General features: G+C 72.5%; 20 protein-coding genes. 14 read left to right on the forward strand and 6 right to left on the reverse strand.

Going from position 1 to position 24724, the window contains the following annotated elements; translation table 11 throughout:
• Positions 1–696 precede the first annotated feature (696 nt).
• Positions 697–3390 carry a M16 family metallopeptidase gene (locus ElP_RS03745; RefSeq protein ID WP_145267358.1) on the forward strand — a complete coding sequence of 898 codons (2694 nt, stop codon included), beginning with the start codon at positions 697–699 and terminating at the stop codon, positions 3388–3390.
• A gap of 30 nt (positions 3391–3420) precedes the next feature.
• Here ElP_RS03745 and ElP_RS03750 read toward each other — a convergent pair whose 3' ends face one another.
• Positions 3421–3975, reverse strand: a complete 555-nt coding sequence (locus ElP_RS03750; RefSeq protein ID WP_145267359.1) for a hypothetical protein — start codon at positions 3973–3975, stop codon at positions 3421–3423.
• 274 nt (positions 3976–4249) lie between these two features.
• Between ElP_RS03750 and ElP_RS03755 the strand changes: the two genes are divergently transcribed.
• Together ElP_RS03755 and ElP_RS03760 are read left to right on the forward strand one after the other, a co-directional pair.
• A complete protein-coding gene (locus tag ElP_RS03755) occupies positions 4250–5389 on the forward strand; it encodes a DUF1559 domain-containing protein (protein ID WP_145267360.1) in 1140 nt (379 codons plus the stop codon).
• Between the two features lie 44 nt (positions 5390–5433).
• A complete protein-coding gene (locus ElP_RS03760; RefSeq protein ID WP_145267361.1) occupies positions 5434–5628 on the forward strand; it encodes a hypothetical protein in 195 nt (64 codons plus the stop codon).
• Between the two features lie 83 nt (positions 5629–5711).
• Here the strand turns inward: ElP_RS03760 and ElP_RS03765 are convergent, their stop codons facing one another.
• Together ElP_RS03765 and ElP_RS03770 are read right to left on the reverse strand one after the other, a co-directional pair.
• Positions 5712–7091, reverse strand: a complete 1380-nt coding sequence (locus tag ElP_RS03765; RefSeq protein WP_145267362.1) for a right-handed parallel beta-helix repeat-containing protein — start codon at positions 7089–7091, stop codon at positions 5712–5714.
• Between the two features lie 51 nt (positions 7092–7142).
• Positions 7143–8264: a YncE family protein gene (locus ElP_RS03770; protein ID WP_197446692.1), complete on the reverse strand. Its 1122-nt coding sequence runs from the start codon at positions 8262–8264 to the stop codon at positions 7143–7145.
• 401 nt (positions 8265–8665) lie between these two features.
• Here ElP_RS03770 and ElP_RS03775 point away from each other — a divergent pair, with 401 nt between their 5' ends.
• Both ElP_RS03775 and ElP_RS03780 read left to right on the forward strand, forming a co-directional pair.
• On the forward strand, positions 8666–9502 hold the full coding sequence (locus ElP_RS03775) for a hypothetical protein (RefSeq protein ID WP_145267363.1): 837 nt from the start codon (positions 8666–8668) through the stop codon (positions 9500–9502).
• A gap of 274 nt (positions 9503–9776) precedes the next feature.
• Positions 9777–12776 carry a hypothetical protein gene (locus ElP_RS03780; protein ID WP_145267364.1) on the forward strand — a complete coding sequence of 1000 codons (3000 nt, stop codon included), beginning with the start codon at positions 9777–9779 and terminating at the stop codon, positions 12774–12776.
• Positions 12777–12874: 98 nt separating this feature from the next.
• Here ElP_RS03780 and dps read toward each other — a convergent pair whose 3' ends face one another.
• A complete protein-coding gene (gene dps / locus ElP_RS03785) occupies positions 12875–13390 on the reverse strand; it encodes a DNA starvation/stationary phase protection protein Dps (protein ID WP_145267365.1) in 516 nt (171 codons plus the stop codon).
• Between the two features lie 404 nt (positions 13391–13794).
• Between dps and plsX the strand changes: the two genes are divergently transcribed.
• The 8 genes from plsX to ElP_RS03825 all read left to right on the forward strand — a co-directional run bounded on the left by plsX (position 13795) and on the right by ElP_RS03825 (position 21443).
• Positions 13795–14871: a phosphate acyltransferase PlsX gene (plsX, locus tag ElP_RS03790; protein ID WP_145267366.1), complete on the forward strand. Its 1077-nt coding sequence runs from the start codon at positions 13795–13797 to the stop codon at positions 14869–14871.
• A gap of 168 nt (positions 14872–15039) precedes the next feature.
• On the forward strand, positions 15040–15318 hold the full coding sequence (locus ElP_RS03795) for a hypothetical protein (protein ID WP_145267367.1): 279 nt from the start codon (positions 15040–15042) through the stop codon (positions 15316–15318).
• A 23-nt stretch (positions 15319–15341) separates the two neighbouring features.
• Positions 15342–16262, forward strand: coding sequence for an ACP S-malonyltransferase (gene fabD, locus ElP_RS03800; protein WP_145267368.1), 921 nt, complete (start codon positions 15342–15344; stop codon positions 16260–16262).
• Between the two features lie 30 nt (positions 16263–16292).
• Positions 16293–16931, forward strand: a complete 639-nt coding sequence (locus ElP_RS03805) for a Uma2 family endonuclease (RefSeq protein ID WP_145267369.1) — start codon at positions 16293–16295, stop codon at positions 16929–16931.
• Between the two features lie 397 nt (positions 16932–17328).
• Positions 17329–18105: a 3-oxoacyl-[acyl-carrier-protein] reductase gene (fabG, locus tag ElP_RS03810; protein ID WP_145267370.1), complete on the forward strand. Its 777-nt coding sequence runs from the start codon at positions 17329–17331 to the stop codon at positions 18103–18105.
• Positions 18106–18483: 378 nt separating this feature from the next.
• Positions 18484–18717: an acyl carrier protein gene (gene acpP / locus ElP_RS03815; RefSeq protein ID WP_145267371.1), complete on the forward strand. Its 234-nt coding sequence runs from the start codon at positions 18484–18486 to the stop codon at positions 18715–18717.
• Between the two features lie 150 nt (positions 18718–18867).
• The gene (fabF, locus tag ElP_RS03820; RefSeq protein ID WP_197446693.1) at positions 18868–20115 is read left to right on the forward strand and encodes a beta-ketoacyl-ACP synthase II; all 1248 of its coding nucleotides are present in this window, start codon (positions 18868–18870) and stop codon (positions 20113–20115) included.
• A 59-nt stretch (positions 20116–20174) separates the two neighbouring features.
• Complete coding sequence (locus tag ElP_RS03825; RefSeq protein ID WP_145267373.1) at positions 20175–21443, forward strand: polysaccharide pyruvyl transferase family protein; 1269 nt, start codon at positions 20175–20177, stop codon at positions 21441–21443.
• A gap of 48 nt (positions 21444–21491) precedes the next feature.
• Here the strand turns inward: ElP_RS03825 and ElP_RS37620 are convergent, their stop codons facing one another.
• Complete coding sequence (locus ElP_RS37620) at positions 21492–21812, reverse strand: HPF/RaiA family ribosome-associated protein (RefSeq protein ID WP_197446694.1); 321 nt, start codon at positions 21810–21812, stop codon at positions 21492–21494.
• A 399-nt stretch (positions 21813–22211) separates the two neighbouring features.
• Between ElP_RS37620 and ElP_RS03835 the strand changes: the two genes are divergently transcribed.
• Complete coding sequence (locus ElP_RS03835; RefSeq protein WP_145267374.1) at positions 22212–22556, forward strand: hypothetical protein; 345 nt, start codon at positions 22212–22214, stop codon at positions 22554–22556.
• 17 nt (positions 22557–22573) lie between these two features.
• Here the strand turns inward: ElP_RS03835 and ElP_RS03840 are convergent, their stop codons facing one another.
• Positions 22574–24691 carry a recombinase family protein gene (locus ElP_RS03840; protein WP_145267375.1) on the reverse strand — a complete coding sequence of 706 codons (2118 nt, stop codon included), beginning with the start codon at positions 24689–24691 and terminating at the stop codon, positions 22574–22576.
• Between the last annotated feature and the right edge of the window lie 33 nt (positions 24692–24724).

The following is a 24724-nucleotide window of genomic DNA, read 5'->3' on the forward strand; positions in this document are numbered from 1 at the left end:
CTGCGAGCGGAGACCGGCATCCTGCCCCCGTTAGTCGCGCCGGACTCGCCCCCGATCCTCCCTGGGGTCGATACGGAGCGAACCCATTTCGGGCCTCGGGCGATCGACTCGATTCGGTCGAAACGGTCCATGGAGAAAGGGTTTGCGGAGGACGAACTCTCGGCCAGGTCGGGACCCGGTTCGGCGCACCGACCCGTTCCCGGCCGGCGTCGGCCCGTCAGGTCCCGGCGCCGAGACTGGCCCTCGGCGACGACGATCGTCTCCGCCGATCCGGCGGGAGGGGCCGAAAGCCTTCGCCCCGGGGCCCTGGCCATCAATCGGGTGCGCCGCGACGGAGCGAACCCATTTCGGGCGCCGGGGTGGCCCGGAGTTTTTGGCACAAAGTCCTGCGATTTTTGAGGTTGCGACGATTGTTCGTGGTGGGCGGCCCCGGGGCCGTTTGGCGCACCGGTCCCGATCCGGTCCCGCCCGGGCCGGCGACGCCGCCCCGCCGAGGGTGGGGAGGCCGGGTGAGCGATCCCTCGGTCGACGCGGGTCAGGGTCGGCGGGAGATCGGCATCGCCGGGGGTTGGCCCGGGTGATAAGATGACATGTCCGCCGCCTCGATCACGGCACCGAGCCTGGCCGGCGTCCTGCCGGCCGGCCCCGGGGGCCGCCCGACGAATCCCGATATCCCCGTTGAGGAGGGGGCAAGCGATGGCCCGACGTCGGACCGCCGAGGCCCTCCCCGTCCCCCACGGCGACCTCCCGGTCGTCGAGCGGACGCTCCCCAACGGCCTCCGGGCGCTGATCCTGCCCCGGCCGAGGGCGGCGGTGGTCGTCTGCGACCTGTATTACCCGGTCGGCTCGGTCGACGAGCCCGAGGGGAAGACGGGGCTGGCCCACTTCGTCGAGCACATGCTCTTCAAGGGGACCAGGCGGTTCCCCAAGGGGCAGCTCGACCGCCTCACCTTCGTCAGCGCCGGCGAGGTCAACGCTGAGACCGACGAGGACTGCACCCACTACTGGTTCCGGTTCCCCCGGGATCGCTGGGAGCTGGCCCTCGACCTCGAGGCCGACCGCATGAGGGGCGCCCTGTTTGACCCCTCGGAGGTGGAGTCGGAGCGTCGGGTGATCGACGAGGAGCGGGCCCGGGAGCTAGACTCCCCCACCGGCCGGCTCGACGAGCAGTTCCTCCTGAACTGTTACACCGCCCACCCCTACCGCAACCCGATCCTCGGCTGGCCCGAGCACCTGGACTCGATCACCGTCGACGACCTGAAGTCGTTCTACGACACGCACTACCGTCCCGACGGCGCCGTGCTGGTGCTGGCCGGGGACCTCGACCCGGATGCGGCCTTCGACGCCGTCTCCGCCCGATTCGGCCCGATCCGGCCCGGCCGGGGGGCCCGCCGGCATCCCTCGACGGTCGAGCCCCCGCAGCGGGAGGCCCGGCGGTTCGAGCTGAAGGAGCCCGACGCGATCGCCCGGGGCCTGATCGGCTGGCACAGCGTCGCCCGGGGTCATGCCGACTCCCCGGCCCTCGGCGTGACGGCCGACCTGCTTAGCTGCGGCCGACGCTCCCGGCTCTGGGACGCCCTGGTCGAGCGCGGGAGGCTGGCGACCTACGTCGACGCCCTGCACGAGCCCTCCCACCTGGCCGGACAGATGATGGTCCAGGTCGAGGCCGTGCCCGGGGTCGACCCGAGGCGGATCGAGGCCGCCGTCCGCAAGGAGCTGGACCGCCTCGCCGCCGAGGGGCCGACCTCCGAGGAACTGCTCCGCTCCCGTCGTCGCCTGGAGGCCGCCTGGCGATGGCAGCAGGACGACCTGCCCGGCCTGGCCGGGGGCCTCGGCGTGACCGCCCTCTGGGGCCGCTGGACCGACTGGCCGGACGAGCACCGGGCCGCCCTGTCGGTGTCGGCCGACGACGTCCGGCGGGTCGCGTCGGCCTACCTCTGCGCCGAGGGCTCGACGGTCGGCTGGGCGCTGCCCCGGAACGGCCGGGCGACCGTCTCGCTGATGCCGGCGACGGCCGCCAATCCGGCCCCGAGCCCACAGCTTTCCCCGGCCCGGACCGCCGCCGCCTCGTCGGCCATGCCGACCGCCTCCCCCCGCTCGTCCGCCCCGACCCTGCCGGACTACCGGCCGAGGTCCCGGGTGCTGGACAACGGCCTCCGGGTGATCACCGAGCGCCATCCCGGCGCCGGGGTCGTCGCCCTCGAACTCTTCGTCGACGCCGATTCGACCCGGGAGGCCGTGCCCGGCGCCGCCTACCTCACCGGCCGGCTGCTGGAGGAGGGGACCGGACGGCGGTCGGCCGAGGAGCTGGCCGAGGCGGTCGAGGACGTGGGCGCCGTGCTCGACGCGGGCTCCACCGGGGCCTCGTTGGAGATCCGGGCCGAGGACCTGGCCCTGGGGATCGAGGTCCTGGCCGACCTGGTCCGCCGCCCCACCTTCCCCGGGGACGCCGTCTCCTGGGCCAAGCGGCGGACCGTCGCCGAGCTGCGGGGGGACCGGGACGACCCGGCCTTCCGCGCCGACCTGCTGTTCCGGGGCCTCGTCTACGGCGACCACCCCTACGCCCGGGACTCCCGGGGGACCCCCCGACAGCTCTCCGGCCTGACCCGGGACGACGTGGTGGCGCACCACCGCCGCTACTTCGCCCCGGACAACGCCGTGCTCGTCGCCGTCGGCGACTACGAGCCCCGGGCCCTCCGCACCCTGCTGGCCCGGCACTTCGGCGACTGGAGGCCGGTCGGCCGCCCCGCCCCCCCCGTGCCGATGCCCCGCCGGTCGAGCCGGCCGAGGACCCGGCGGGTCGACCACCCGGGGGAGCAGGTCCACCTGATGATCGGGCACCTGGGCGTGGAGCGTCGGCACCCGGACTTCGAGGCCCTGGCGGTGCTCGACCACGTCTTCGGCTCGGGCCCGGGCTTCACCGACCGCCTCAGCGCCTCGCTCCGGGACGACCTGGGCCTGGCCTACAGCGTCTCCGGCGGCATGACCGACTCGGCCGACCGCGCCGCCGGGGTCTTCCGGGTCTACGTCGGCACCGGACCGGACGAGGCGGAGCTCGCCGTCTCGGCGGTGCTCGACCAGATCCGGGCCCTGCACCGGGGCGACTTCGGCGACGAGGAGGTGGCCCAGGCGGTCCACTACCTCCGGGGCTCCTGGGTCTTCGACTACCAGACCGTCAGCCAGCGGTCCGACCGCCTGGTCGACCTCGCCTACTACGGGCTGCCGCTGGACGACCCGATCCGGATGCCGGCCCGGCTCGCCCGGCTGTCGCCGTCGGACATCCGCCGGGTCGCCCGCCGCCACATCGACCCGACCGCCCTCGTCCGGGTCGAGTACGGGCCGCTCCGGGGCCGGGCCCGCCGCCGGTCCGCCCGGCCCGAGTGCGCCTGATCCGGCGGGGCCGGCCGGGCGCCGGCCCGGTCAGGGGGTCGTGATCTCCGTCAGCTCGATGGTCGTCGTCTTCTTCGCCGCGTCGACCCGGGTGACGGCCTTGAGGAGCTGTCCGGGGGCCTCGTCGGAGTACCAGGTCCGGGTGATCGCCCGGCCGGCTTCGGTCTGGTCCTTGGTCTCGTACCACCGGGCCTCGAAGGTGCGGCCCGCCAGTTCGAGCGTCTCCGACCCCTCGGCCAGGGGGTTGATGGGCTTGCCGATGTCCTCCTTCGTCATCCCGGCGGGCAGCGGGAACCAGCGTCGGTGGCGCAGCTTCAGGGTCGACTCCTCGGCCGAGTCCCCCGCCCCGGCCCGATGGACCTGCTCGACGACCGCCTGGGAGTCGTCGATCGACACCAGCCGCTGGGTCGTCGTCGACTCCAGCCTGCTCCCCTGGGACTCGGTCACCGTCCGGAGCGTCAGGGTGGTGCCCGGCTCGAACTCCGACCAACTCGAATAGATCGGGGCCTCGACCATCTGCCCCCCCGCGGCGGGGGCGATCAGGGCGAGGGTGAGGGCGGCGGTCGCGGCGATCGGGCGGGTCATCTCGGGGGCTCCTGTCCTCGGGGCTCGTCTCGGCCCGATCGCGTCCGATCGGGCACGACACGGTAACGGAACGGGGAGCGTTTCCCAAAGGACTTCATCCGGATTTCATCATGCCAGCGATCCTTTGGGCATTGCGTGGTTGGGCGAGGGTGGCAAGGTTCATGGGGGTTTAATCGTTCCGACATATCACCGCTACGCGATCGGGGACAATACGGACTCTCCCACCCGACCGTCCCTCCGTCCCACACCGAACCCGATCCCCGGAGACGCCATCGTGACCTCCCCGACCCGGTCCCCCCGAATCCGCCGGGCCTTCACGCTGATCGAGCTGCTGGTAGTAATCGCCATCATCGGCGTGCTCATCGCCCTGCTGCTGCCCGCGGTGCAGAGCGCCCGGGAGGCCGCCCGCCGGGCCCAGTGCACCAACAACCTCAAGCAGATCGGCCTGGGGTTCATGAACTTCGAGAGCGCCAACGGCCACCTGCCCCAGGGGGCGCACGACGGCCACCCGCAGGCCGTCACGGCGAGCGGCGCCCCGTCCCCCTCCGGCTACAACTACGACGAGCAGCCCCCCTCCTACGGCGGGACGACCTGCTGCAACGCCGCCACCCCGGAGGGCTGGAATCACTTCTTCCACATCCTGCCGTTCATGGAGCAGCAGCAGACCTACGACCTGGCCAATTTCGACCTCCCGCCCATCTGGCCGACCAACACCCGACCGGCCGACTACAACAACGGCGAGAACGACGTCGCCCGGGTCTCGATCGCCATCTACAACTGCCCGACCCGTCGCCCGCTGGAGCGCTACGGCAACGACCCCGTCACCGCGACCACCCGGAACGACTACGCCGGATGCGCGGGCTTCTACCACGGCGAGTATTACGAGTGCCGGACCAGCGTCTTCATCCCCCCCCCGCCCAACGGCATCGAGGACCCCGCCAACTACGCCGACGAGCGGGCCAACCTCAACCACGGCAACACGGGCAAGCGCAAGGGCGCGATCGTCTGGAGCGGCCGGGGCGCCACCCGCAAGCTGGCCGACTTCCGGGACGGGACCTCGAACTCGATCCTCGTCTCCGAGAAGAGCCTTCCCCTGGACCGGTTCGGCGCCGACGGCGGCGACAACGAGAGGTGGAACAACGCCGGCTGGGATGAAGACAACATCCGCTACCACTTCGTCCCCATCCCCGACTCGCAGGCCCCGTCCTTCAACGGCCAGTGCTCGACCCCGCCCTCGCCGACCACCGGCGGCACGCTCTGGCGGCGGATGTTCGGCAGCTCGCACCCCGGCGGCCTGAACGTCCTGCTCGGCGACGGCTCCGTCCGGTTCGTCAAGTTCACGATCGACCCGTCGGCCTTCCGCCGGCTGGCCGTGATCGACGACGGCGAGCCGATGAGCGCCGACCAGTACTGAGCACGACCCGCCCCGGGACCGAACGAACCGATCGAGGGGAATCCATGCGAATACTGATGAAGGTCGCCCTGCTGTCCGGCCTCGCGGCCGCCTCCGCCGGCTGCGGCGGTGCCGAGGAGCCGATCACCGACCCGTCCCAACTGCCCCCGCTGACCGAGGAGCAGGAGGCGGAGATCCAGGCCCGAGACGCCGAGATCGCGGACGAGGAGCAGCAGGGTGGGGTCGTCCCCCCCGGCTGATCCGGTCCGGGTGAGAGTCAGGACACGCCGGGCCCGGCATCGGTCCGCCGACCGATGCCGGGCCGGCCCGCCTCCCGGCCGCCTCAACCGGCGCCGGGGAAGGCGACCGTCCCATCCACCGACACCCCGTCCCCTCCGCGGTCGACGACGATCGCGGCCTCGCCCCCCGAGACCACGTTGCCCCGGATCGAGACCCCGGGGCAGCGTCCCCTCAGGCGGATCGCCTCGGTCATGGAGGGCTCCGGCCTCCGGTCGATCACGGTGCAGCCCTCGACGATCGCCCCCCGGACGCCGTCCAGCTCGACGCCCCTCGCCGTCGGGTCGAGCACCTGGCAATGGCCGATGGTGACCGCCTCCGAGTCCCGGACCGCGATCGCGGCCCCGCGATCGGGCCGTCCCGACCGGACCCCTTCGAGGATCAGGCCGGTCATCGACACCGCCGAGGAGCGGCGGACGACGATCCCGTCGCGATAGGACCCCCGGTAGTCGGGGTTGTGGTCGATCGTGTTCGCCCCGAGGTTGATGATCCGGCATCCGTCGATGTCGACCGAGTGCCGCTCGGCCGACGCGAACGAGTTGCCGGAGACGGCCACCGCCCGGCATCGCCGGAGCCAGAGGTTCCGCTCCTGGTCCTGGAGCACGTTGCCGACGATCGTCCAGAGGCCGGCCCCCGCCGCGTCGTCCCGCTCGGGGCCCTCGATCCGGACGTTCGACCCGTCGGGGCTGGGCTTGGCCTGGATCGTGTTCGAGGCGATCGTCCCCTCCCGGACCGTCCCCTCTCGGGCGTCGATCCAGACGTCGGCCGAGTCGGGGTCCCCCTCCCGGTCGGCGTCGTTGTACTCGATGTCGTTGCCGGTGATCTGGAGGTTGCGGACCTCGCTCCGGGCGACCTTGATGCCCGCATGCCGCTGATAGCTGATGTGGCAGGCCGAGATGATCGCCTGGTGCAGGTTCACCCCGTCGAAGTAGACGCCGATCGCCGGGCCCCGGCCGTCGTAGATGTGGCAGGCGTCGAGCAGGAGGTTCCGGTTCCTCCGGGTCAGGTGCACGCCGATGAGGCACTGACGGATGTGGATGCCCTGGAGGGTGGCCTGGACCGTGCCCGTCAGCTCGACCCCGACGGCGCCGTCGTGCTCGCCGAAGATCTCGATCCCGGAGACGGTCGGCATCCGCTCCCGGGTCGCCACCGAGGGGGTCTGCGATCCCGGGTCGGCCGTCCCCTCGTGGGAGCCGACGACCCGGAACGCGGGCCCCTCGCCCCTCATCACCACCCGGGCGGTGCCGTCCCCCCTGATCGAAATCGGGCCGGAGCGGGAGAGGTCGACCTCGACCGGGCTCGAGAGGAGATAGGTGCCCCGGTCGAACGCGATCGAGCCGTCCCCGGCCTCGACCGCGTGGCGGATCGCCTCGGTGTCGTCGGTCGAGCCGTCTCCGGCGGCGCCAAAATCTCGGACGGATGCCATGGGAATGGATCCTCGTGGTCGTCGGCGGTCGGGTCGCGACGGACCCTCCGTTCAGTCTCCCCTCACCCGGCCGAGGCCGAACTGGTCGCCGGCCCGGACGGGCTCGTCCCCCTCGAACTGGACCTCGACCACCTTCTCGCTCATGACGGGGTTGCCGTGCTCGTCGGCGAGGGTGGCGATGATCTCGCGCGAGGCGACGTCGATCACGTCGCCGGTCGAGGGCCAGGCGAGGGTGCCGTCGAGGCTGAAGGTGATCCAGCCGGGCTCCTCCCGGACGGCGATGCTCCCGGCCTGCTCGGGCGGGAACGTGGTGTTGTCGAAGATATGGACCCGCTGATTCGTCGCGTCCATCACCCAGACCTCCGACTCGTCCGGCGTGAGGCCGATGCCGTGGCTGGGGCAGCCGTGGCGCTTGACCGGGCCCTTCTCGAAGCCCCGGACCTCGACCCGGGCGAGCTTCTCGCCGGTGGCGAGGTCGCCGACCTCGAAGCCGAGCAGGTCGTTCACGCAGACGTAGCATCGCGTCTGGGAGCCGTCGACCGTGAACGGGCGGATCGATGCGGCGAAGGGGCCGACGGTCCCGGCGATGGTGTGCGTCGAGGTGTCCGCGACGGTCAGCAGCGGCGACCGCAGCCCGGCGAGGTAGGCGAAGCGGCCGTCCGGGCCGTAGACCGTGTTGTGGGCGCCGGAGTCGGGGACGATCCTGGCGATCACGTCGCCGGTCATCGCGTCGACCACGTGCCAGTGCTCCTTCTCGAACGACGGGAGGTAGATCGTCTTCCCGTCGGGGGAGAGGGACATGCGGTCGCAGCCCCCCTCGTAGGCCTTCTCCCAGAGCAGTTCGTCGGTCTCCAGGTCGAGGCACATGAGCGTCTCGATCGTGCTGATGTAGACGCGGTCGGTCTCGGCGCTGGCGCAGATGCCCTTGACGTTGATCGGCGACCCGTCGTCGTCCAGGCCCCCGGTCGGGATGCGTCGGAGGAGGCGATGGCCGTCGTCGACGTCGAAGACGAGCAGGCCGTGGCCGCCGTACTCGAGGTAGTTGCGGATGCCCGGTGCGGCGACGTAGAGGAGCCTCCGGGTGCCCTCGGCCGCCGGGTCGTCGGCGAGGGCGGGGAGGGGGACCATCACGGCGAGGATGGAGAGCAAGGCGCGTCGGGTCGGGTCGGGCATCGACATGGGCCCCTCCGTCGTTCGGCTCGGGTCTCCGGGGACGGGCGACCCCAGGCGCCCGGTCCCGACGATCGGCCAGGCTACAGCGCGTCGTGGGGCGGGGCAACGAGCCGCCGTCGGCGGGGCTGGCCCCGGGACGTAGGGCTGTGGGACGGACGGCGGGAGCACGGGAGGAGGGGGACGGGCGCCCGGACCGGCTCTACGTAGACGCTCCTCGGGGCCCGTCGGGCGCGTCCCGGGCCGGTCCGATCGGCCGACGGGACCCGGAAGTCGCCTTGCCGTGACGGCGGGTGCGTGTATCCTCCGAGGGCCCCGAACCCGGTCCGGGGCGTCCCCGGAGGGGGGAGCGCCGGCCGGGTCCCGCCCAGGATCTCGCTGGGGAGTCACGGAGGATGAACTCGATGAACCGACCGAATCCCGCCCCGCCCCGCCTCGCCCTGGCCTCCGGGCTGCTGGCGACGCTATCCCTCACCCTGTCCGGCTGCGGCTCGGGCCCGGCCGACCCGGCCTCGACCGCCGGGTCGGCCCCGGCCCCCGCGCCGTCGCCGGCCGTCACCGAGACGAAGGCCGCCCCCGCCCCGACGCCCTCGCCGTTCCCGCTCGACGACTCCCTGGCCCCGGCCGGGTTCGAGCGGACCCCGCTGACCCCCCCGCCCCTGCCCGAAATCCCCATGCCCCCCGATCCCGCCGCGCTCGCCGGCGAGCTGAGGGGTGACGTGGAGCAGGCCGCCGGCGAGGTCGTCGGCGGCGTCCACCAGACGATCGAGGGGCTCGCGGGCGATGCTGCGGGGGCCGCCTCGGGGGTCCGGGACGGCGTCGACTCGACCGTCGGCGAGGTCCGGGCCGGCGTCCAGGAGACGATCGGCGAGGTCAAGGGCGGCGCCCTCGAGGTGGCCGGCGAGCTTCGGGGAGAGGTGGACGCCGTCATCGACGAGGCCAGGGGCGAGGTCGACGCGACGATCGACGAGGCCAAGCAGGGGGTCCGCCAGGCCGTCGACGGCGTGAAGGGCCAGGTCGGTCTGGCGGTCGACGGGGCCAAGCAGGGGGTCCGGGAGGCGGTCGGCGAGGTCAAGGGCCGGGTGGTCGAGGAGGCCGGCCGGGCCAAGGAAGACCTCAAGAACTCGGCCAAGCAGTTCACCGGCCAGCTCTTCAACGACCTCATCGGCCCGGCCGACCTGCCGCCCCCCCGCCCCGAGGCGACCCCGGCACCGGCCCCCCCGACGCCCCCCCAGCCCTGATCTCCCGGCGGACGACTCCCCGTCCTCCCGAATCGAATCCCCGGGAGGGTCGACGGCGAGTACGTCCGCCCCTCCAACCGAGGCTCCGGGCGCGGGTGAGGGGGGCGGGCGATTCCGCCCCTCCTCGACTCGCCCTCGGCCCTTCGAAGCGCGGCCGGAGGGCCGTGCCCGACGGCCCGACATCCCCCCTCCGGTACAATACCTGCACATCCTCGCGACCCCCTGCCGTCCTCCCCCGTCCCGGGCGGCCAACCGCGTCCCAGGAGCCGGTGCCGTGTCGAATCCGCCCCAGAGCCCCCGACCCGGGGGAAGGTGCCGCCTGCGATGGATCGCGGCGGGCCTGCTCGTCGTGGTCGTCTTCGTCGTCGCCGCCGGGGTCGCCGGCCTGCCCTGGCTGATCGGCGTGCCGGCGGTGCGCCGGGCGGTCGTCTCCCAGGTCAATCGGATGTACGCGCCGACGGTGATCGAGCTGGACGGCGCGTCCGCCTCCTGGACGGGCCCGGTCCGGCTCTCGGGCGTCGTGCTCCGGGACGGCAACGGCAAGGCCGTCGTCTCCAGCCCGACGGCCACCCTCGACCGGTCGCTCTGGCAACTGCTCACCATCCGGCCCGACTACGGGACGCTCACCCTGCACGGGGCGACCGTCGACATCGAGCGCCGGGCCGACGGCTCGATCGACTTGGCCGAAGCCCTCGCCCCGATCCTCGAAGGGGACGAGGACGAGGAACCGGACGACGGCGGCCCCGAGACGCAATTCACCCTGGCGATCGACGGCGGCACCCTGCTCCTCACCAGCCCCGAACTGGCTTCGCCGATCACCGCCGAACGGCTGGACATGACGCTCCATTGCACCCCTTCGCCGTTGAGCTGGGAGATCGCGCTCGCCAATCCCGACGCCCAGACCCTGGGCATCTCGGGCCGCTACGGCTCGGAGGAGGATCCGGAATCGAGCGAGATCGTCGTCGACATCGCCGGTGAGGGCTGGCCGCTGTCGGTGGCCCAGGCGGGCGTCGAGGCGGACCTGGTCTTCGGCGGGGCGGTCGCCCTGCGGATCGACGGCGACGCGATCGGCTCGGCGGGGGACGCGGTCCTGACGGCGGTCGAGGTCGGGGGCCCGGCCCTGAAGGGAGACCGGCCTCGGTTCGACCGGATCGAGGCGGGCTGGGACGTCGAGCTGGCCGGCTCGGGGGTCGCCGCCCGGAGGCTCGACCTCGACTCCCCGGTGGCGACCGTCGGCCTGGCCCCGGATGCCCCCGAGGGGGCGTCGAGGTGGGTCGGCCGGGTCGACCTGGCCGCCCTGGCGGGGCAGCTGCCGAACACGATCGCCCTGCGAGACGGGATGTCGCTGGAACGCGGCTCGGCCGAGTTCGAGGCCACGGTGGGGCCGGAGTCGGGGTCCGGCACCCCGATCCTCGCCTCCGCCCGGCTGGCCGACCTGGCCGCGAGGAACGGCGACCAGCTCGTGACGATGGACGCCCCCGTCACGCTCTCGGCCGAGCTGGCCCGGGGCGAGGGGTCGGCCGTCTCGGTCTCGAAGGCGGCGATCGAGTCGGCGTTCCTCCGGGCCGAGGGGCAGGGGGACCTGGACCGGGGGGTGACGCTCTCCGGCGCGGTCGACCTCGCTGCGCTGGATGCCCAGCTCCGCAAATGGGTCGACCTGGGGGAGGTCGCCCTCTCCGGATCCGGCCGATTCGGGGGCGATTACCGCCGGGAGGAGGGGGGGGCCGCCTTCACGGCCCGGCTGGCGATCGAGGGGAGCGGGCTCCGGGTGCTCGGGATCACCGAGGGGCCGATCGCCCGGGAATCGGCCCGGCTCGACCTCATCGTCCAGGGCCCGGCCGCGCCGCCGGGGGTGCCGTCCGGCTGGACGAGGGTCCACGCCTCGGCGAAGTCGGAGGGGGCCGAGGCGGTGGTCGAGGCCTCGCCGGTCGCCGACGCGCTCGCCCTGAAGGGCCGGGTCAGCCTGCCCCCGGCCGCCCCGGTCGAGGGCGAGCCCGCCCCCGGGCCGATGAGCCTCGCCTTCGACGCCGCCTACCGATCGGCCGAGGACCGGCTCGACCTGGCCTCGGTCGAGGCGTCGCACGACCTGGGACGCGTCCGGGCCTCCGGCCGGATCGAGGGGGTCTCCGGCCCCCGGGTCGCCGACCTGACCGGCTCGGCCGAGCCGAATTGGGAGGCGATCAGCGCGATCGTGGCCGAGTCGACCGAGCCCCAGGCCCGGCTCTCCGGCACCCCCCGGGTCTTCCGGCTCAGCGGGCCGCTCTCGGGGGGCTCGACCTCGGAGATCCTCGCCGGGATCGACGCCGAGCTGGGCGTCGACCTGGTCGGCGCGGTCGTCTTCGGCATGGACCTCGGGCCGACGCCGGTGCTCGTCCGGCTCGCCCGGGGGGACGTCCAGATCAACCCGATCGACACGTCGCTGAACGGCGGCCGGGTCGTCCTGACGCCCGACGTGCTCTTGCTTGAAGACGGGTCGATGGTCCTGACCCTCGGGGACGGCTCCGGGGTCGACGGGGTGGAGATCACCGACGACGTCTCGAAGCGGGTGCTCGCCTACATCGCCCCGGTCCTGCGGGAGGCGACGGAGGTCAACGGCCGGGTCTCGGCGCGGATCAATCGCCTGAGCGTGCCGCTGGCGGGCCCGGCGGCGGGCCCGGGGGGGATGCCGATCGACCTGGCGTCCCGGGTCGCCTTCCAGGGGGTGACCTACGGCCCGGGGCCGATGATGCGGAACATCCTGGGGATGTCGGGCCTGGCCCCCGATCGGGTGCCGAACCTGACGATCGACCAGGTGGTGGACGTCGCCATCGCCGAGGGACGGGTCCACCAGACGGGGCTGGAGATCACCGCGGCCGAGGGGGTGGCCATGCAACTGGAGGGCTCCGTCGGCCTGGACCAGACGCTGGCCCTCCGCGTCGGCGTGCCGCTGAGCGACCGCCTGCTCGGCGGCCAGGAGGTGCTGTCCGACGTGCTCGGCGGCACCCGGGTCGGCGTGCCGATCGGCGGCACCCTGAGCCAGCCCCAGCTCGACCGCGAGGCGTTCCGCGTGGGCCTCCGGCAGCAGGGGGGCCGGCTGCTCGGCCGAGGGGCGGCCGTGGGGGCCGGGCAGTTGCTCCGGATGCTGGAGGACGACCCGCAGGCCGGCGAATCGGGCGGGACGGACGGGCCGGCCCCGGTCGCCCCACCGGCGGAGGAGCTGCTCAAGGGCCTCGGCCGTGGCCTGCTCCGGGACGCGATCGGCGGCGGCCAGCCCGGGCAAGGCGGGAACCCCTGAGCGGGGCTGAAACGCGAACGCCCCCGGCGGGGCTTGGCCCGCCGGGGGCGTCTCGATGCGCGGTCAAGTCCGATCGGGACCGGGGGGCCGGCCCGGGCTCACTCGTTGTCCCCCTCGCCCTGGAGGTGGGCCTCGAAGAACCAGAGCCGCTTGTCGACCAGCCGGCTGATCTCGGTGAACAGGTCGGCGGTGTCCTTGTCGCCGATTTCCTCGGACGAGTCGATCGCGGCCCGGACGCTGTTGGCGAAGTGGCCGATGCGCTCGACGATCGTCTCGACGTGATCCATGCCGTCGATGACATCCGTCGGGTACTCGGGGAGGGTCGTGGACTCGGCGGCCATGCGGACCGTGCCGGTGACGTAGCCTCCCAGGGCGGTCACGCGCTCGCCGAGCTCGTCGATGAACGCGATGATCTCGCCGGAGAACGCGTCGGTCAGCTCGTGGATCGAGAGGAAGTGACGCCCCTTGACGTTCCAGTGCACCTGCTTGACCTGGGTGTAGAGGTCGAGCGCGTCGGCGACGTGCTGGTTGAGCAGCGTCATCAGCTTCTCGCGGCGGTCGGCGGGGAGGTCGACCCGGGTCCGGAACATTCGCGACTTCTGCTTGGTCGCCATGAGTCTTCTCCGAAGGGGGGCGGCAGCGGGATGGGGCCGGGCCGCCGGGGTCCGATTCACATCCGACCGGGCGGTCTCGCGGTCGATTTTAGGTCGAGGCCGGTCCGTCGGCCAGCGGCGTCTGCCGGTCGGGCTCGATGTCATAATAAAGTGATGCAAGGGGCGTGCCGCGGCCGGGACGGTGGCCGGGCTGCCTCGCGGCGAGAGATGCCGATCCGCCCACGCTGTCACAGCTTACGGCGACGAGGCGCCGCTTGACACCGGAGTCGGCGATCCCCTAGGATGTCGCCTTCTCGCCGCCCGAGGCGGTCAAGAGCCGCGGGACCGTGCCGCGGAACCGATCACCCCTGCGCCGCGCCGGATGCCCGGCCGCGTCCGAGGAATCTGAAGGGAGTTCACCACCGATGCGGATCGTGCTGGACGCGATGGGGGGCGACCACGCCCCCGGGCCGATCGTCGAGGGTGCCGTCGAGGCGGTCCGGGGGGAACCCGGCCTGAGCGTCGTCCTGGTCGGCGACCAGCCCCGGGTCGAGGCCGAGTTGGGCCGCTTCCCCGACGCGCCGAGGGACCGACTGCCGGTCGTCCACGCCGCCGAGGTCGTCGGCATGGAGGAGAAGCCGGTCGAGGCGTTGCGCCGGAAGCGGGACAACTCGATCTCCCGGAGCTGGGCCCTGATGGCCGCCGGGGAGGTCAGCGGGATCGTCTCGGCCGGCAGCACCGGCGCGATGGTCGCCTCGGCCCTCTTCAACGCCAAGATGTTCTTGCCCGGCGTCCGGCGCCCCGGGATCGCCGCGATCTTCCCCTCGCACCAGGGGCCGGTGGTGATCGTCGACGTCGGCGCCAACATGAACGCCCGCCCCGAGGACCTGTACCAGTACGGCCTGATGGGGGCCGTCTATGCCGAGCAGATCCTCGGCGTCGATCAACCCCGGATCGGCATCCTCAACGTCGGCAGCGAGGAAGCCAAGGGGACCGACCTGACCCGATCCGCCGCCGCCCTGTTCCGGGCGGGGCCGATCCACGGCCGGTTCATCGGCAACGTCGAGGGCCGGGACATCTACGAGGGCCACGCCCGGGTCGTGGTCTGCGAGGGGTTCGTGGGCAATGTCCTGCTGAAGGCCGGGGAGGGGGCCGTCGAGTTCCTCTTCGCCGAGCTGAAGCAGGAGATGGCCCGCCTCTTGCCCGAGATCCCCGAGGAGGCCGGGGGCAAGCTCATCGCCTCGCTCCGGGGCCTGAAGCGACGCTACGAGTACCACGAATACGGCGGCGGCCCCCTGCTGGGCATCCGGGGCTCCTGCATCATCTGCCACGGCTCCAGCGACGCCCGGGCCATCAAGAACGCCTTGAGGGTCGCCTCGACGCTCGCCACCGACCGCGTCAACGACCAGATCATCCGGGACCTGGAGGCCGCCCCCAAGGTCGAGGAGGTGGTGCTTCCGAAGGCCGAGGACGCTTCGCAGGCGAAGCCCGAGCAGCCATAAGATGGGGGGAGGGACGCCCCGCCGATCGAATCGAGGACGGCGTCTCCCTTTCACCTTCGTTCGAAGGGGATCTCCATGTCGAGGCCATCGACGGGGGCCGATGCCCCGAGTGCGGCCGAACGGGCCGCGATGCACGAGCACTATCGAAACGGAGGCGAGGCACGACGGATGGCTCCCCACGTCGTCTACCCCGAGGCCTCCTGCCCCCATCCCGACTGCAATCACCCGTTGCAGGCGATCGACTTCCGCCTCGAGGATTACGGCAAGGCGGTCCACGATCCCCTCGTCACCGCCTGGTGGGCGGACACCGGGTTCGCCGGGCGCTGCCCATCCTGCGGGGGGTGGATTCACTTCACCATCCTCGGCAAGCGGGCGATCCCGGCGGAGGACGCCGCCCGACTCCCGAACTTGCCCGACGACTGGCACTCGAACGCGACGATCCTCTGATCCGAGCTGATCCCGGAGCGAGCATGAGCAAGGTCGCCTTCCTCTTCCCCGGCCAGGGCGCCCAGGCCGTCGGCATGGGCAAGGAGCTGTACGAGCAGGTCCCGGCGGCCCGGGAGCTGTTCGATCGGGCCGATTCGGCCCTGGGGATCCCGCTGTCGAGGCTCTGCTTCGAGGGGCCCACCGAGGCGCTGGAGGCGACCGACGTCAGCCAGCCGGCCATCTACGTCGCCAGCCTCGCGGCCCTCGAAGACCTGAAGGCGAGGGAGCCCGACCTCGTCTCCTCCGCCGCCGGGGCGGCCGGGCTGAGCCTGGGAGAGTACACCGCACTCACCTTCGCCGGGGCGGTCGGCTTCGAGGACGGCCTCCGGATCGTCCGACGCCGGGGGGAGGCGATGCAGGCCGCCGCCCTCGCCACCCCCAGCGGCATGACCAGCGTGCTCGGCCTGGATGAGGCCAAGGTCGATGAGCTGATCGCGCGTGTCGCCTCCTCCGGCGGCGGGACGATCCGGAAGGCGAACATGCTCTGCCCCGGGAACATCGTCGTCTCGGGAGGTAGGGAGGCCCTGGGATACGTCGAGCCGATCGCCACCGAGCTGGGGGCGATGAAGGTCATCCCCCTGGCCGTCGCCGGCGCCTTCCACACCGACCTGATGAAGCCGGCCGATGAGCAGCTCGCCGAGGTCCTCGCGGCCAGCGACCTGAAGCCGCCTCGCATCCCCGTCTACTCCAACGTCTCGGGGGCCCCGCACGGCGACGACCTCGACGAGATCCGCGAGGCGCTGGCGATCCAGGTCACCCGGGGGGTGCTCTGGGAGGCCTCGATGCGGCGGATGATGGCCGACGGCTTCGACACCTTCTATGAGATCGGCCCCGGCCGGGTCCTGACCGGACTGCTCAGGCGGATCGACCGCAAGACCCCCTGCACCAGCGTCCCGGCCCGGTAGGCCGCTCCCCGGCCCGGAGGAAGGCTCCCGATGAGCACGTCCCGCATCCGCCGACGGATCCGGCTCGGCAAGCACTCAAACGGCATGATCATGACGCCGGAGGAGTTCGACGCCGTCACCGAGGTCGACGAGCGTTATGTCTACGAGCTGATCCATGGAGTCCTCATCGTGAGCCCCCCGCCCGGCGAAGGCGAACGCGACCCGAATGGAGAGCTCGAATACCTCCTCAGGAGGCACAAGGAGGACCATCCCCAGGGCTCGCTCCTCGACAAGACCCTCTCGGAGCAGTACGTCCATCTCCCGGACAGCCGACGCCGGGCCGATCGCGTCCTCTGGATCGGCCTCGGCCGGGTCCCGGACCCGGCGAAGGACGTGCCGACGATCGTCGTCGAGTTCGTCTCGAAGCGGAAGCGGGACCGGGTCCGGGACTTCGAGGAGAAGCGTCGGGAGTACCTCGACCTCGGCGTGCACGAATACTGGATCATCGATCGCTTCTCCCGGTCGATGACCGTCGTCCGTCGCACCCCGGCCGGGCCCGAAGAGGTGGTCGTGCCCGAGTCGGGCACCTACCAGAGCCCCTCGCTGCCCGGCTTCGAGCTGCCCCTGTCCCGGCTGCTCTCCCTGGCCGATCACTGGGGGGAGGGTGGCCGTCCCCGACCGCCCCGCTGACTTCCCGTCCGGGGTCGTCGAGGAGTCCGGACCGGTGAGACCTCGGGCAGTCGAGCCCCGGGGACGATTCCTCGGGCTCCTCGCCCCCGATCCGATCTCGCCAGGGCCGTGACGCTCGCCGGCCTGGGGGACGCCATGGACTCCCCACGCCTGCCGGGGATCGCCGAGCGGACCCGAGTCGAGCGGCGGGCATGGGCGACCTGATCGGGCCCCGCTCCGTCGATCACCGGGCCGCCGAGACGCCGATCGAGGCCCCTCGGGTGCACTCCGGACCCCGCCCGGATTGACCTTGATCCGCCCGGCCCGGCCCGATTATAACCGCCCGAATTCCCCCCGAACTCGGCCCGGGTTTCCCGCCCGAGGGTCGGGCACCGCCGCGTTGAAGGACGCATCCATCATGGCCGCCGACGTTCCCACTCCAACCGGTTGCAGGGTCGACTTGACGGGGCAGGTCGCCCTGGTGACGGGGGCCTCCCGGGGCATCGGCCGTGCGATCGCCGAGCGGCTGGCGTCCTGCGGTGCCTCGGTCGCCGCCGTGGCCCGGTCGGCCGACGGGCTGCAGGAGACGATCGGGGCCATCCGGGCCGCCGGGGGGACCGCAGAGGCCTTCGCCGGCAGCGTGGCCTCCTCCGAGGAGGTCAATCGGATCGTCGGCGAGGTGGAGGCGAAATTCGAGAAGGTGCACGTCCTGGTCAACAATGCCGGGATCACCCGAGACGGCCTGATGCTCCGCATGGAGGACGAGGCCTTCCGGGAGGTGCTGGAGACCAACCTCCTCGGCGCCTTCTATTTCACCCGGGCCGTCGGCGCGCTGATGATGCGGCAGCGGTACGGCAGGATCGTGAACATCTCCAGCGTCGCCGGCCTGATGGGCAACCCGGGGCAGGCGAACTATTCGGCCAGCAAGGCGGGGCTGATCGGCTTCACGCGGACCGTGGCCCGGGAGCTGGCCAGCCGGAACATCACGGTCAACGCCGTGGCCCCGGGGTTCGTCGAGACGGACATGACCGGCGTGTTGCCCGACAAGATCAAGGAGGCGGTGAAGGAGCACGTGCCGATGAAGAAATTCGGCCAGGTCGAGGACATCGCCGACCTGGTCTGTTACCTGTCGGGCCCCGGGGCCCGCTACTTGACCGGCCAGGTGGTCGCCGTCGACGGCGGCATGACCGCCTGAGGCCGGACGGCCGATCGCGCCGATGACAAACCCAGGCCGAGACTTGCGCCTCGGGCCCGCGGGGGCCCGGGTAGTGTAGACAATTCGGGGGCGTCCTGATAAGGTGTTGCCCTCGGGACCATCGATCCGGATCCGGCCGTCCCGGCCCCGACCGCCGGTCGAGGGCCGGGGAGGAACGTCGGGCCATCGGGCCCGATCGGGGCGTTGCAGGACATCCGCCCCGATCGACCCGATCCCGACCGCCGGGCCCCGCCGATCGTCCCCCTCGCACTCATACCAGACCGCATCCCCACCCGCCGGCAGCCGTGCCGCCGCCATCCGTCCAGGGAAGGACGCGGGCCGGCCGATGCTTGCCCCCGAGACCAAGGAGGTCCGCCCGTGTCGATCGAAGAACGCGTGGTCGAGATCGTCAGCGAGCAGATGGGCGTCGCCAAGGACCAGATCTCGCGCGAGACCGAGTTCATCAAGGACCTCGGCGCCGACTCGCTGGACACCGTCGAGCTCGTCATGGAGTTCGAGGAGGAGTTCGACATCCAGATCCCCGACGAGGAAGCCGAGAAGATCCAGACCGTCGGGCAGGCGGTCGATTACATCACCGAACATAGCAAGTGACCGGCCCGAATCCGGCCCGCACCCCGACGGGCCGGCCCCCACGCCGACCCCCGACTTAACCGAACCCCTCGCCCATCGCGAGCCCCGGGAGCACCGGCGGCCCCCCCTCGACCGCCGCCGGCCCGCCGGGCCGAATCGAGATCGATCGTCATGTCGCGTCGCGTCTTCATTACGGGCATCGGTGTGGTCACCGGCCTGGGCGAGACCCTCAAGGACTTCTGGTCCGGCCTGCTGGAGGGCCGCAGCGGGGTCGGCCCGCTGACGCTCTTCGACACCTCCCCGTTCAAGGTCCACTTCGGCGGCCAGGTCCGGGACTGGGATGCCGACGCCCGGTTCGGCCACAAGGAGGCCCGCCGGATCGATCGGTTCGCGCAGTTCGCCCTGGTGGCCGCCGAGTCGGCCGTGAAGGACGCCGGGCTCGACCTCGTCGCCGCGCCCCCCGTGCCGCCGGAACGCTTCGGCGTCTACATCGGCTCGGGCATCGGCGGCCTCAACGAGTTCGAGGAGCAGCATCGCAACCTGATCGACAAGGGCCCCCGACAGATCAGCGCCTTCACCATCCCCAAGCTGATGGTCAACGCCGCCAGCGGCCAGATCTCGATCAAATACGGCCTGAAAGGCCCCACCTCGGCCGTCGCGACCGCCTGCGCCAGCGCCGCCAACGCGATCGGCGACGCCTTCAAGGCCATCCAGGCCGGCTGGGCCGACGCCATGGTCACCGGCGGCTCCGAGGCCGCGATCACCCACATGGGCCTCGGCGGCTTCGCCTCCATGCGGGCCCTCTCCACCCGCAACGACGACCCCCAACGTGCCAGCCGCCCGTTCGACAAGGACCGGGACGGCTTCGTCCTCGCGGAGGGGGCCGGCGTCCTGATCATCGAGGCCGAGGAGGTCGCCCGGGCCCGGGGGGCCCGGGTCTACGCCGAATTGCTCGGCTACGGCATGTCGGCCGACGGCTCCCACATCACCGCCCCCGACGAGGAAGGCCGGGGCGCCGAGCGCGCCATGCGGATGTGCCTGCAGGACGCCCGCTGCAACCCCGATCAGGTCGGCTACATCAACGCCCACGGGACCAGCACCGGCCTCGGCGACCTGGCCGAGACCAAGGCCATGAAGACGATCTTCGGCGACCACGCCAAGCACGGGCTGATGGTCTCCAGCACCAAGAGCCACCTCGGCCACCTGCTCGGCGCCTCCGGCGGGGTGGAGCTGGTCGCCTCCTGCCTGGCGATCCATCGGGGCGTCCTGCCGCCGACGATCAACCTGGACGAGCCCGGCGAGGGGTGCGACCTGGACTACATCCCCCACACGGCCCGGGAGGTCCGGGTCGACCGGGTCATGTCCAACAGCTTCGGCTTCGGCGGCCACAACGCCAGCCTGCTGATCGGCCGGCCCTGACCCGTTGGGTTCGGGGCGGCCCCGGCCGATCGACCGGCAGCCCGATCGGGGCCCCTCCCATGATCCTCTCCCGACGCGACGCCCTGCGATCCCTGCTCGCCCCGGCCCTGCTCGGCGTTACGCCCGGGCCGGGGCGTCCCGAGGCGCCGACGGTCCTGCTCCGGTCCGGGTGGCAGACCGAGAACATCGGCGACATCGCCCACACCCCCGGCCTGCTCGCCCTGCTGGAGCGGCACTGGCCCGAGGCCGACGTCATCCTCTGGCCCGGCCGGCTCGACCGGGACGTCGAGCCGATGCTCCGTCGCCGGTTCCCCCGGCTCCGGCTGGTCCGGGAACAGCTCGTGGGGGAGCCCAGGGTCGACGACCCGACGCTCGACGAGGCGATCGCCCGGGCCGACCTGCTGATCCACGGCTCCGGCCCCTCGATCGTCGGCGCGGCCGCGATCCGACGCTGGCGGGACGCCTCCGAGAAGCCCTTCGGCCTGTTCGGCGTCACGATCAGTGCCATCGACGACGATGCCCGGGACCTGATCGCCGCCGCCTCGTTCGTCTTCACCCGGGAGACCCGGTCGCTCGACCTCGTCCGGGACGCCGGCCTCGACGGCACCCACGTCCGGTTCGTGCCCGACGCCACCTTCGCCCTCGACCTCCGGGACGAGTCGGCGGCCGATCGCCTGCTGGGCGAGCACGGGTTGGAGCCCGGCCGGTTCGCCTGCGTCGTCCCCCGATTGCGTTACACGCCCTACTGGGAGATCCGTCCCGGCTCGGTCTCCGAAGACCGGATCCGGGAGCGGACGGCCGTCAACGCGCAGTTCGCCGAGCAGGACCACGCCAAGCTCCGGGAGGCCGTCGTGGCCTGGGTGCGGGGGACGGGGGGCAAGGTGCTGATCGCCCCGGAGATGACCTACCAGGTCGACATCATCCGCCCCCTCGTCTTCGACCCTCTTCCCGACGACGTGAAGCCGAACGTCGTCCCCCTCGACCGCTTCTGGCTGACCGACGAGGCGGCCTCGGTCTACCGGCGGGCGGCCGCGGTGGTGAGCATGGAGTGCCATTCGCCGATCATCGCCCTGGCCGGCGGCACCCCGGCCCTCTACGTCCGCCAGCCGACGGACACCTGGAAGGGCCGGATGTACCCGGACCTCGGGCTCGGCGACTGGCTCGTCGAGGTCGACGACGCGACCGGCGCCGACCTCTCCACCAGGCTTCTCGCCTTCCACGAGGATCCCGATGCCGCCCGGGGCCGTCGGGACCTGGCGATTGCCCGGGCCTCCGACCTGTTCCGCCTGGGGATCTCCTCGGCCCGGGGGGCGATCCGGGCCGGTTGATCGGCCGGCGGGTTCGGGTTCGCCGGGGGGCGTCCGTTGGAGGCCCGATCAGTCCGGCGGGCGGTAGGATCGGCGACGGCCGAGGAGCGAGCCGACGGCGTGTCTGGCCCGGTGGGCGGCCCGGTCGATCGCCGGGGCCAGTCCCGCCTCGGTGGCGTCCACCACCACCGGCTCCGCGGCCGGCAAGTTCACCACGACCCGGCATCGCAGGTCCTGGCCGCCCCGTGGGCCGTTCTGGTCCGACAGGAAGACGGTGACGCGATCGATCCGCCGGGAGAATCGGTCGAGCGCGAAGCCGAGTCGACGCTCGATGTGGTCCCGGGCCTTCGCGTCGAGCGGGGTCCTGTCGTGGCGGATCTCCAGCTGCATGGCACCCTCCGATCGGCGTGGCGGTCGAGGCCGGGCCTCGGCCCGACGACGATCGCGGCGGGCCTCGGTCCTCGGGTTCGGGTCAGCAGAAGCGTAGGTCGGCCGTCCCCCGGCGTGCCTCCCCGGCAACATCCGCCCCGCCGGACGCCCGACCTCCGGGGACGCCCGGATCGGCCTCCCGGCCCCCGGCCCGAATCGCGTGGCGACCTCCTCCCGAGGTTGACCCCGAGGAGTCGCCCTGGAGGTTCACTGATTGACCTCGGATGTCGAGGTGGCATCCCAGCCCATTGGCGCGGTCGATCTGGGGCGCCCCTGGAGATCCTGGGAGCGGGCGGCCGTCGAAGCTCAGCGATCGGGGCCGCGGTCGGCCTGACGACCCTTGCCGAACAGCGACCGCAATTGCCCGCCGGCTTCCTTGATCGCTCGCAAATCGTTGGCGCGGTCGATCCTGCCCCGGAGCCGGCGGGTGAGCGGGTGGTCGGGCTCCAACTCGACGAGGGAGGCGTAGTACCGCTCGGCGACCTCGATCCTGTCGAGGGCGACGAAGTAGGCCCCGACGATGCTGGAGAACGCGACGAACTCGGAGACGTGGAAGGTGCGACGGTCCGGGTACAGCAGCTTGAGGTCGAACTTGTGGTCGAGGACCTCGGCGAACTCGTCGAGCCGGCCTTCGTTCAGGCAGATCTCGATGTTCCAGCCATAATGCCCTCCAAGAGCGCGATGGGGCGGCCCGGCTCGCCCTGAGCCGGGCCGCCCTCACTCTACCGTCCCGGGCGCGGCCTCGGTCTGGTCAGTTCGGCAAGCCGCCCCTTGTTCGCCCACGTCCGCGGCAGCCGGCGGAGCTCGCGCAGCCGCCGCAGCTCGGACCCGTCGGCCCAGATCACGTGGTGGCCCTGGGCGTCGCGATGCGCCGTCAACCACCCGACCCGCACCCATCGCCGCACCGTGTCTCGCGACACCCCCAGCCGACGCGCCAGCGACGACGGCCGGTATTCGTCGCGGCCGAGGCCGGCCGGGCTGCCGAAGGGCGTGCGGGCCAGCCCCAGGTGCCAGAGCAGCCGTTGCACCATCCCCCGCGTGAACCGCTCGGCCCGCTTCGGGGGACGGAACCCCTCGACGTTGAGCCGCTCGGCCATCGCCGCCGGGCTGAGCCGCTCGGCGCGCCATCCCCGCAGTCGCTCGACCAGTCGGGGGTAGTCGGCCAGGAGGTCGTACCGCTTCACCGGCCGGGACATGGCGTGCGACTCGGTCATGCCGCCGGACCAGTGGAGCGTCACATCGACCCGCTCGCTCGCCTTGTCCACGGTGACGGACACGTGGTCAATCAGGAGTCGGGCGATCCGCTGCCGCTCGGCGGGCGTCGTCGTCGTCGCCTGCCACACCGCCGGCAAGTCGCCGGCCAGCGACCGGATCGTCCGCTCGTCGTCCGGTGAGAGCCGACCGGGGGCCGACCCCCGCCACCGCTCGTGCTCGTCCTCGAGGCGCCGCTGCGCCCTCAACGCCTCCTCCCAGCGCCGCTCCAACTCGCGGCCGACCAGGCGATTCTCCGGCTCGCAGGCCTGGTACTGCCGGGCCGCGCGGTCGGCCTCGCAGCCGGCGCGTTCGAGGCGGAGCCGCCAGTGCCGGGCCAGCTCGGACCGCTCGCGCTCGACCTCGGCCACCGCCGCCAAGCTCGCCTCCAGCGCCGCCGGCTCCACCGCCGCCAGGACCCGGCCGGCGACCAGCCCGTCGAGCGCCGGCCCGGAGAGGCTCTGGCAGATCGGCTCGGCGTGGTCGGCCGCCCCGCGGGCACAGGTGTAGCTGTACCGGCCCGTCGCCCCCGAGTACCGCACGAGCATCCGCCGGCCGCACCGCCCGCACCGCAGGAGTCCGGCCAGCAGCGAGGCCCCCTGCCGCGGCGCGCCGGGGCGGTCCCGGCGGGCCCGGTTGGCCTCCAGCCGCTCCTGGTTGTCACAGAACCGCTCCCAGGTGATGTAGGCCGGCAGCCGGTCGCGGATCAGCACCAGGCACTCCTCCGGGCGGCGGACCAGCTTGCCGGTGTCGGGCCGCCCGGGCCGCTTGCGCCGCGGGTCGACCTCCCGGTGGCCGAACCGGTAGGCACCGGCGTAGGCCGGGTGGTGCAGGACGTTCGACAGCGTCGGGCGGTTCGGCCGCCGCCACTCCAACCCGCCGCGGTTGGGGCCGTGGCGGGGTCGGATCGGGATGCGGACCCCGTGGTGGACCAGGTAGCGGAGCAGGCCGTGCAGGGTACCCTCGCGGTCGAACCGGTCGAAGATCAGCCGCACGGTCGCCTGGACCTGCTCGTCGGGGTCGATCGCCCACTCGCCCGAGGCGAGGCGTACGTAGCCCAGCGGCGGGGAGCCCATCGGCTCGCCCCGGCGGGCCTTGTTGAGCCGGCCCTGGCACATCCGCTCCTTGATGACATGAAGTTCTGCCTCGTTCAACATGCCGTGCAGGCCCAGCAGGAGCCTGTCGTTGTGGTCGGCCGGGTCGTAGACGGCGTCGGCGTCGGCCAGGAGCACGCGGAAGCGGGCGCAGAGCTCGAGCAGCTGGTGCCAGTCGCGGTTGGACCGGGCCAGCCGGCTCATCTCCAGGCCGAGGATCAGCCCGACGTTGTCGAGCGCCACCTCGGCCAGCAGCCGCTGGAACCCGGGCCGGCCCTCGATCGACTGGCCGCTCTTGCCCAGGTCGTCGTCGATCGTGGTGACGCGGTCCCGTGGCCACCCGAGGGCGACGGCGCGGTCGGCCAGGGCGTACTGCCGGTCGGTGGACTCGCGGTGGTCGAGCACCTGCTGGGGTGTGGATTGGCGGACGTAGACGAAGGCCGCCCGGTCGAGATGCCAGGGCCGGAGCTTGGGCGAGCGGGTTGCGTCACTCATGGCCGGCCTCCTCGCTTCGGGTGGCCGCCAGGA

Source organism: Tautonia plasticadhaerens (assembly GCF_007752535.1).
GTDB classification, from domain to species: Bacteria; Planctomycetota; Planctomycetia; order Isosphaerales; family Isosphaeraceae; genus Tautonia; species Tautonia plasticadhaerens.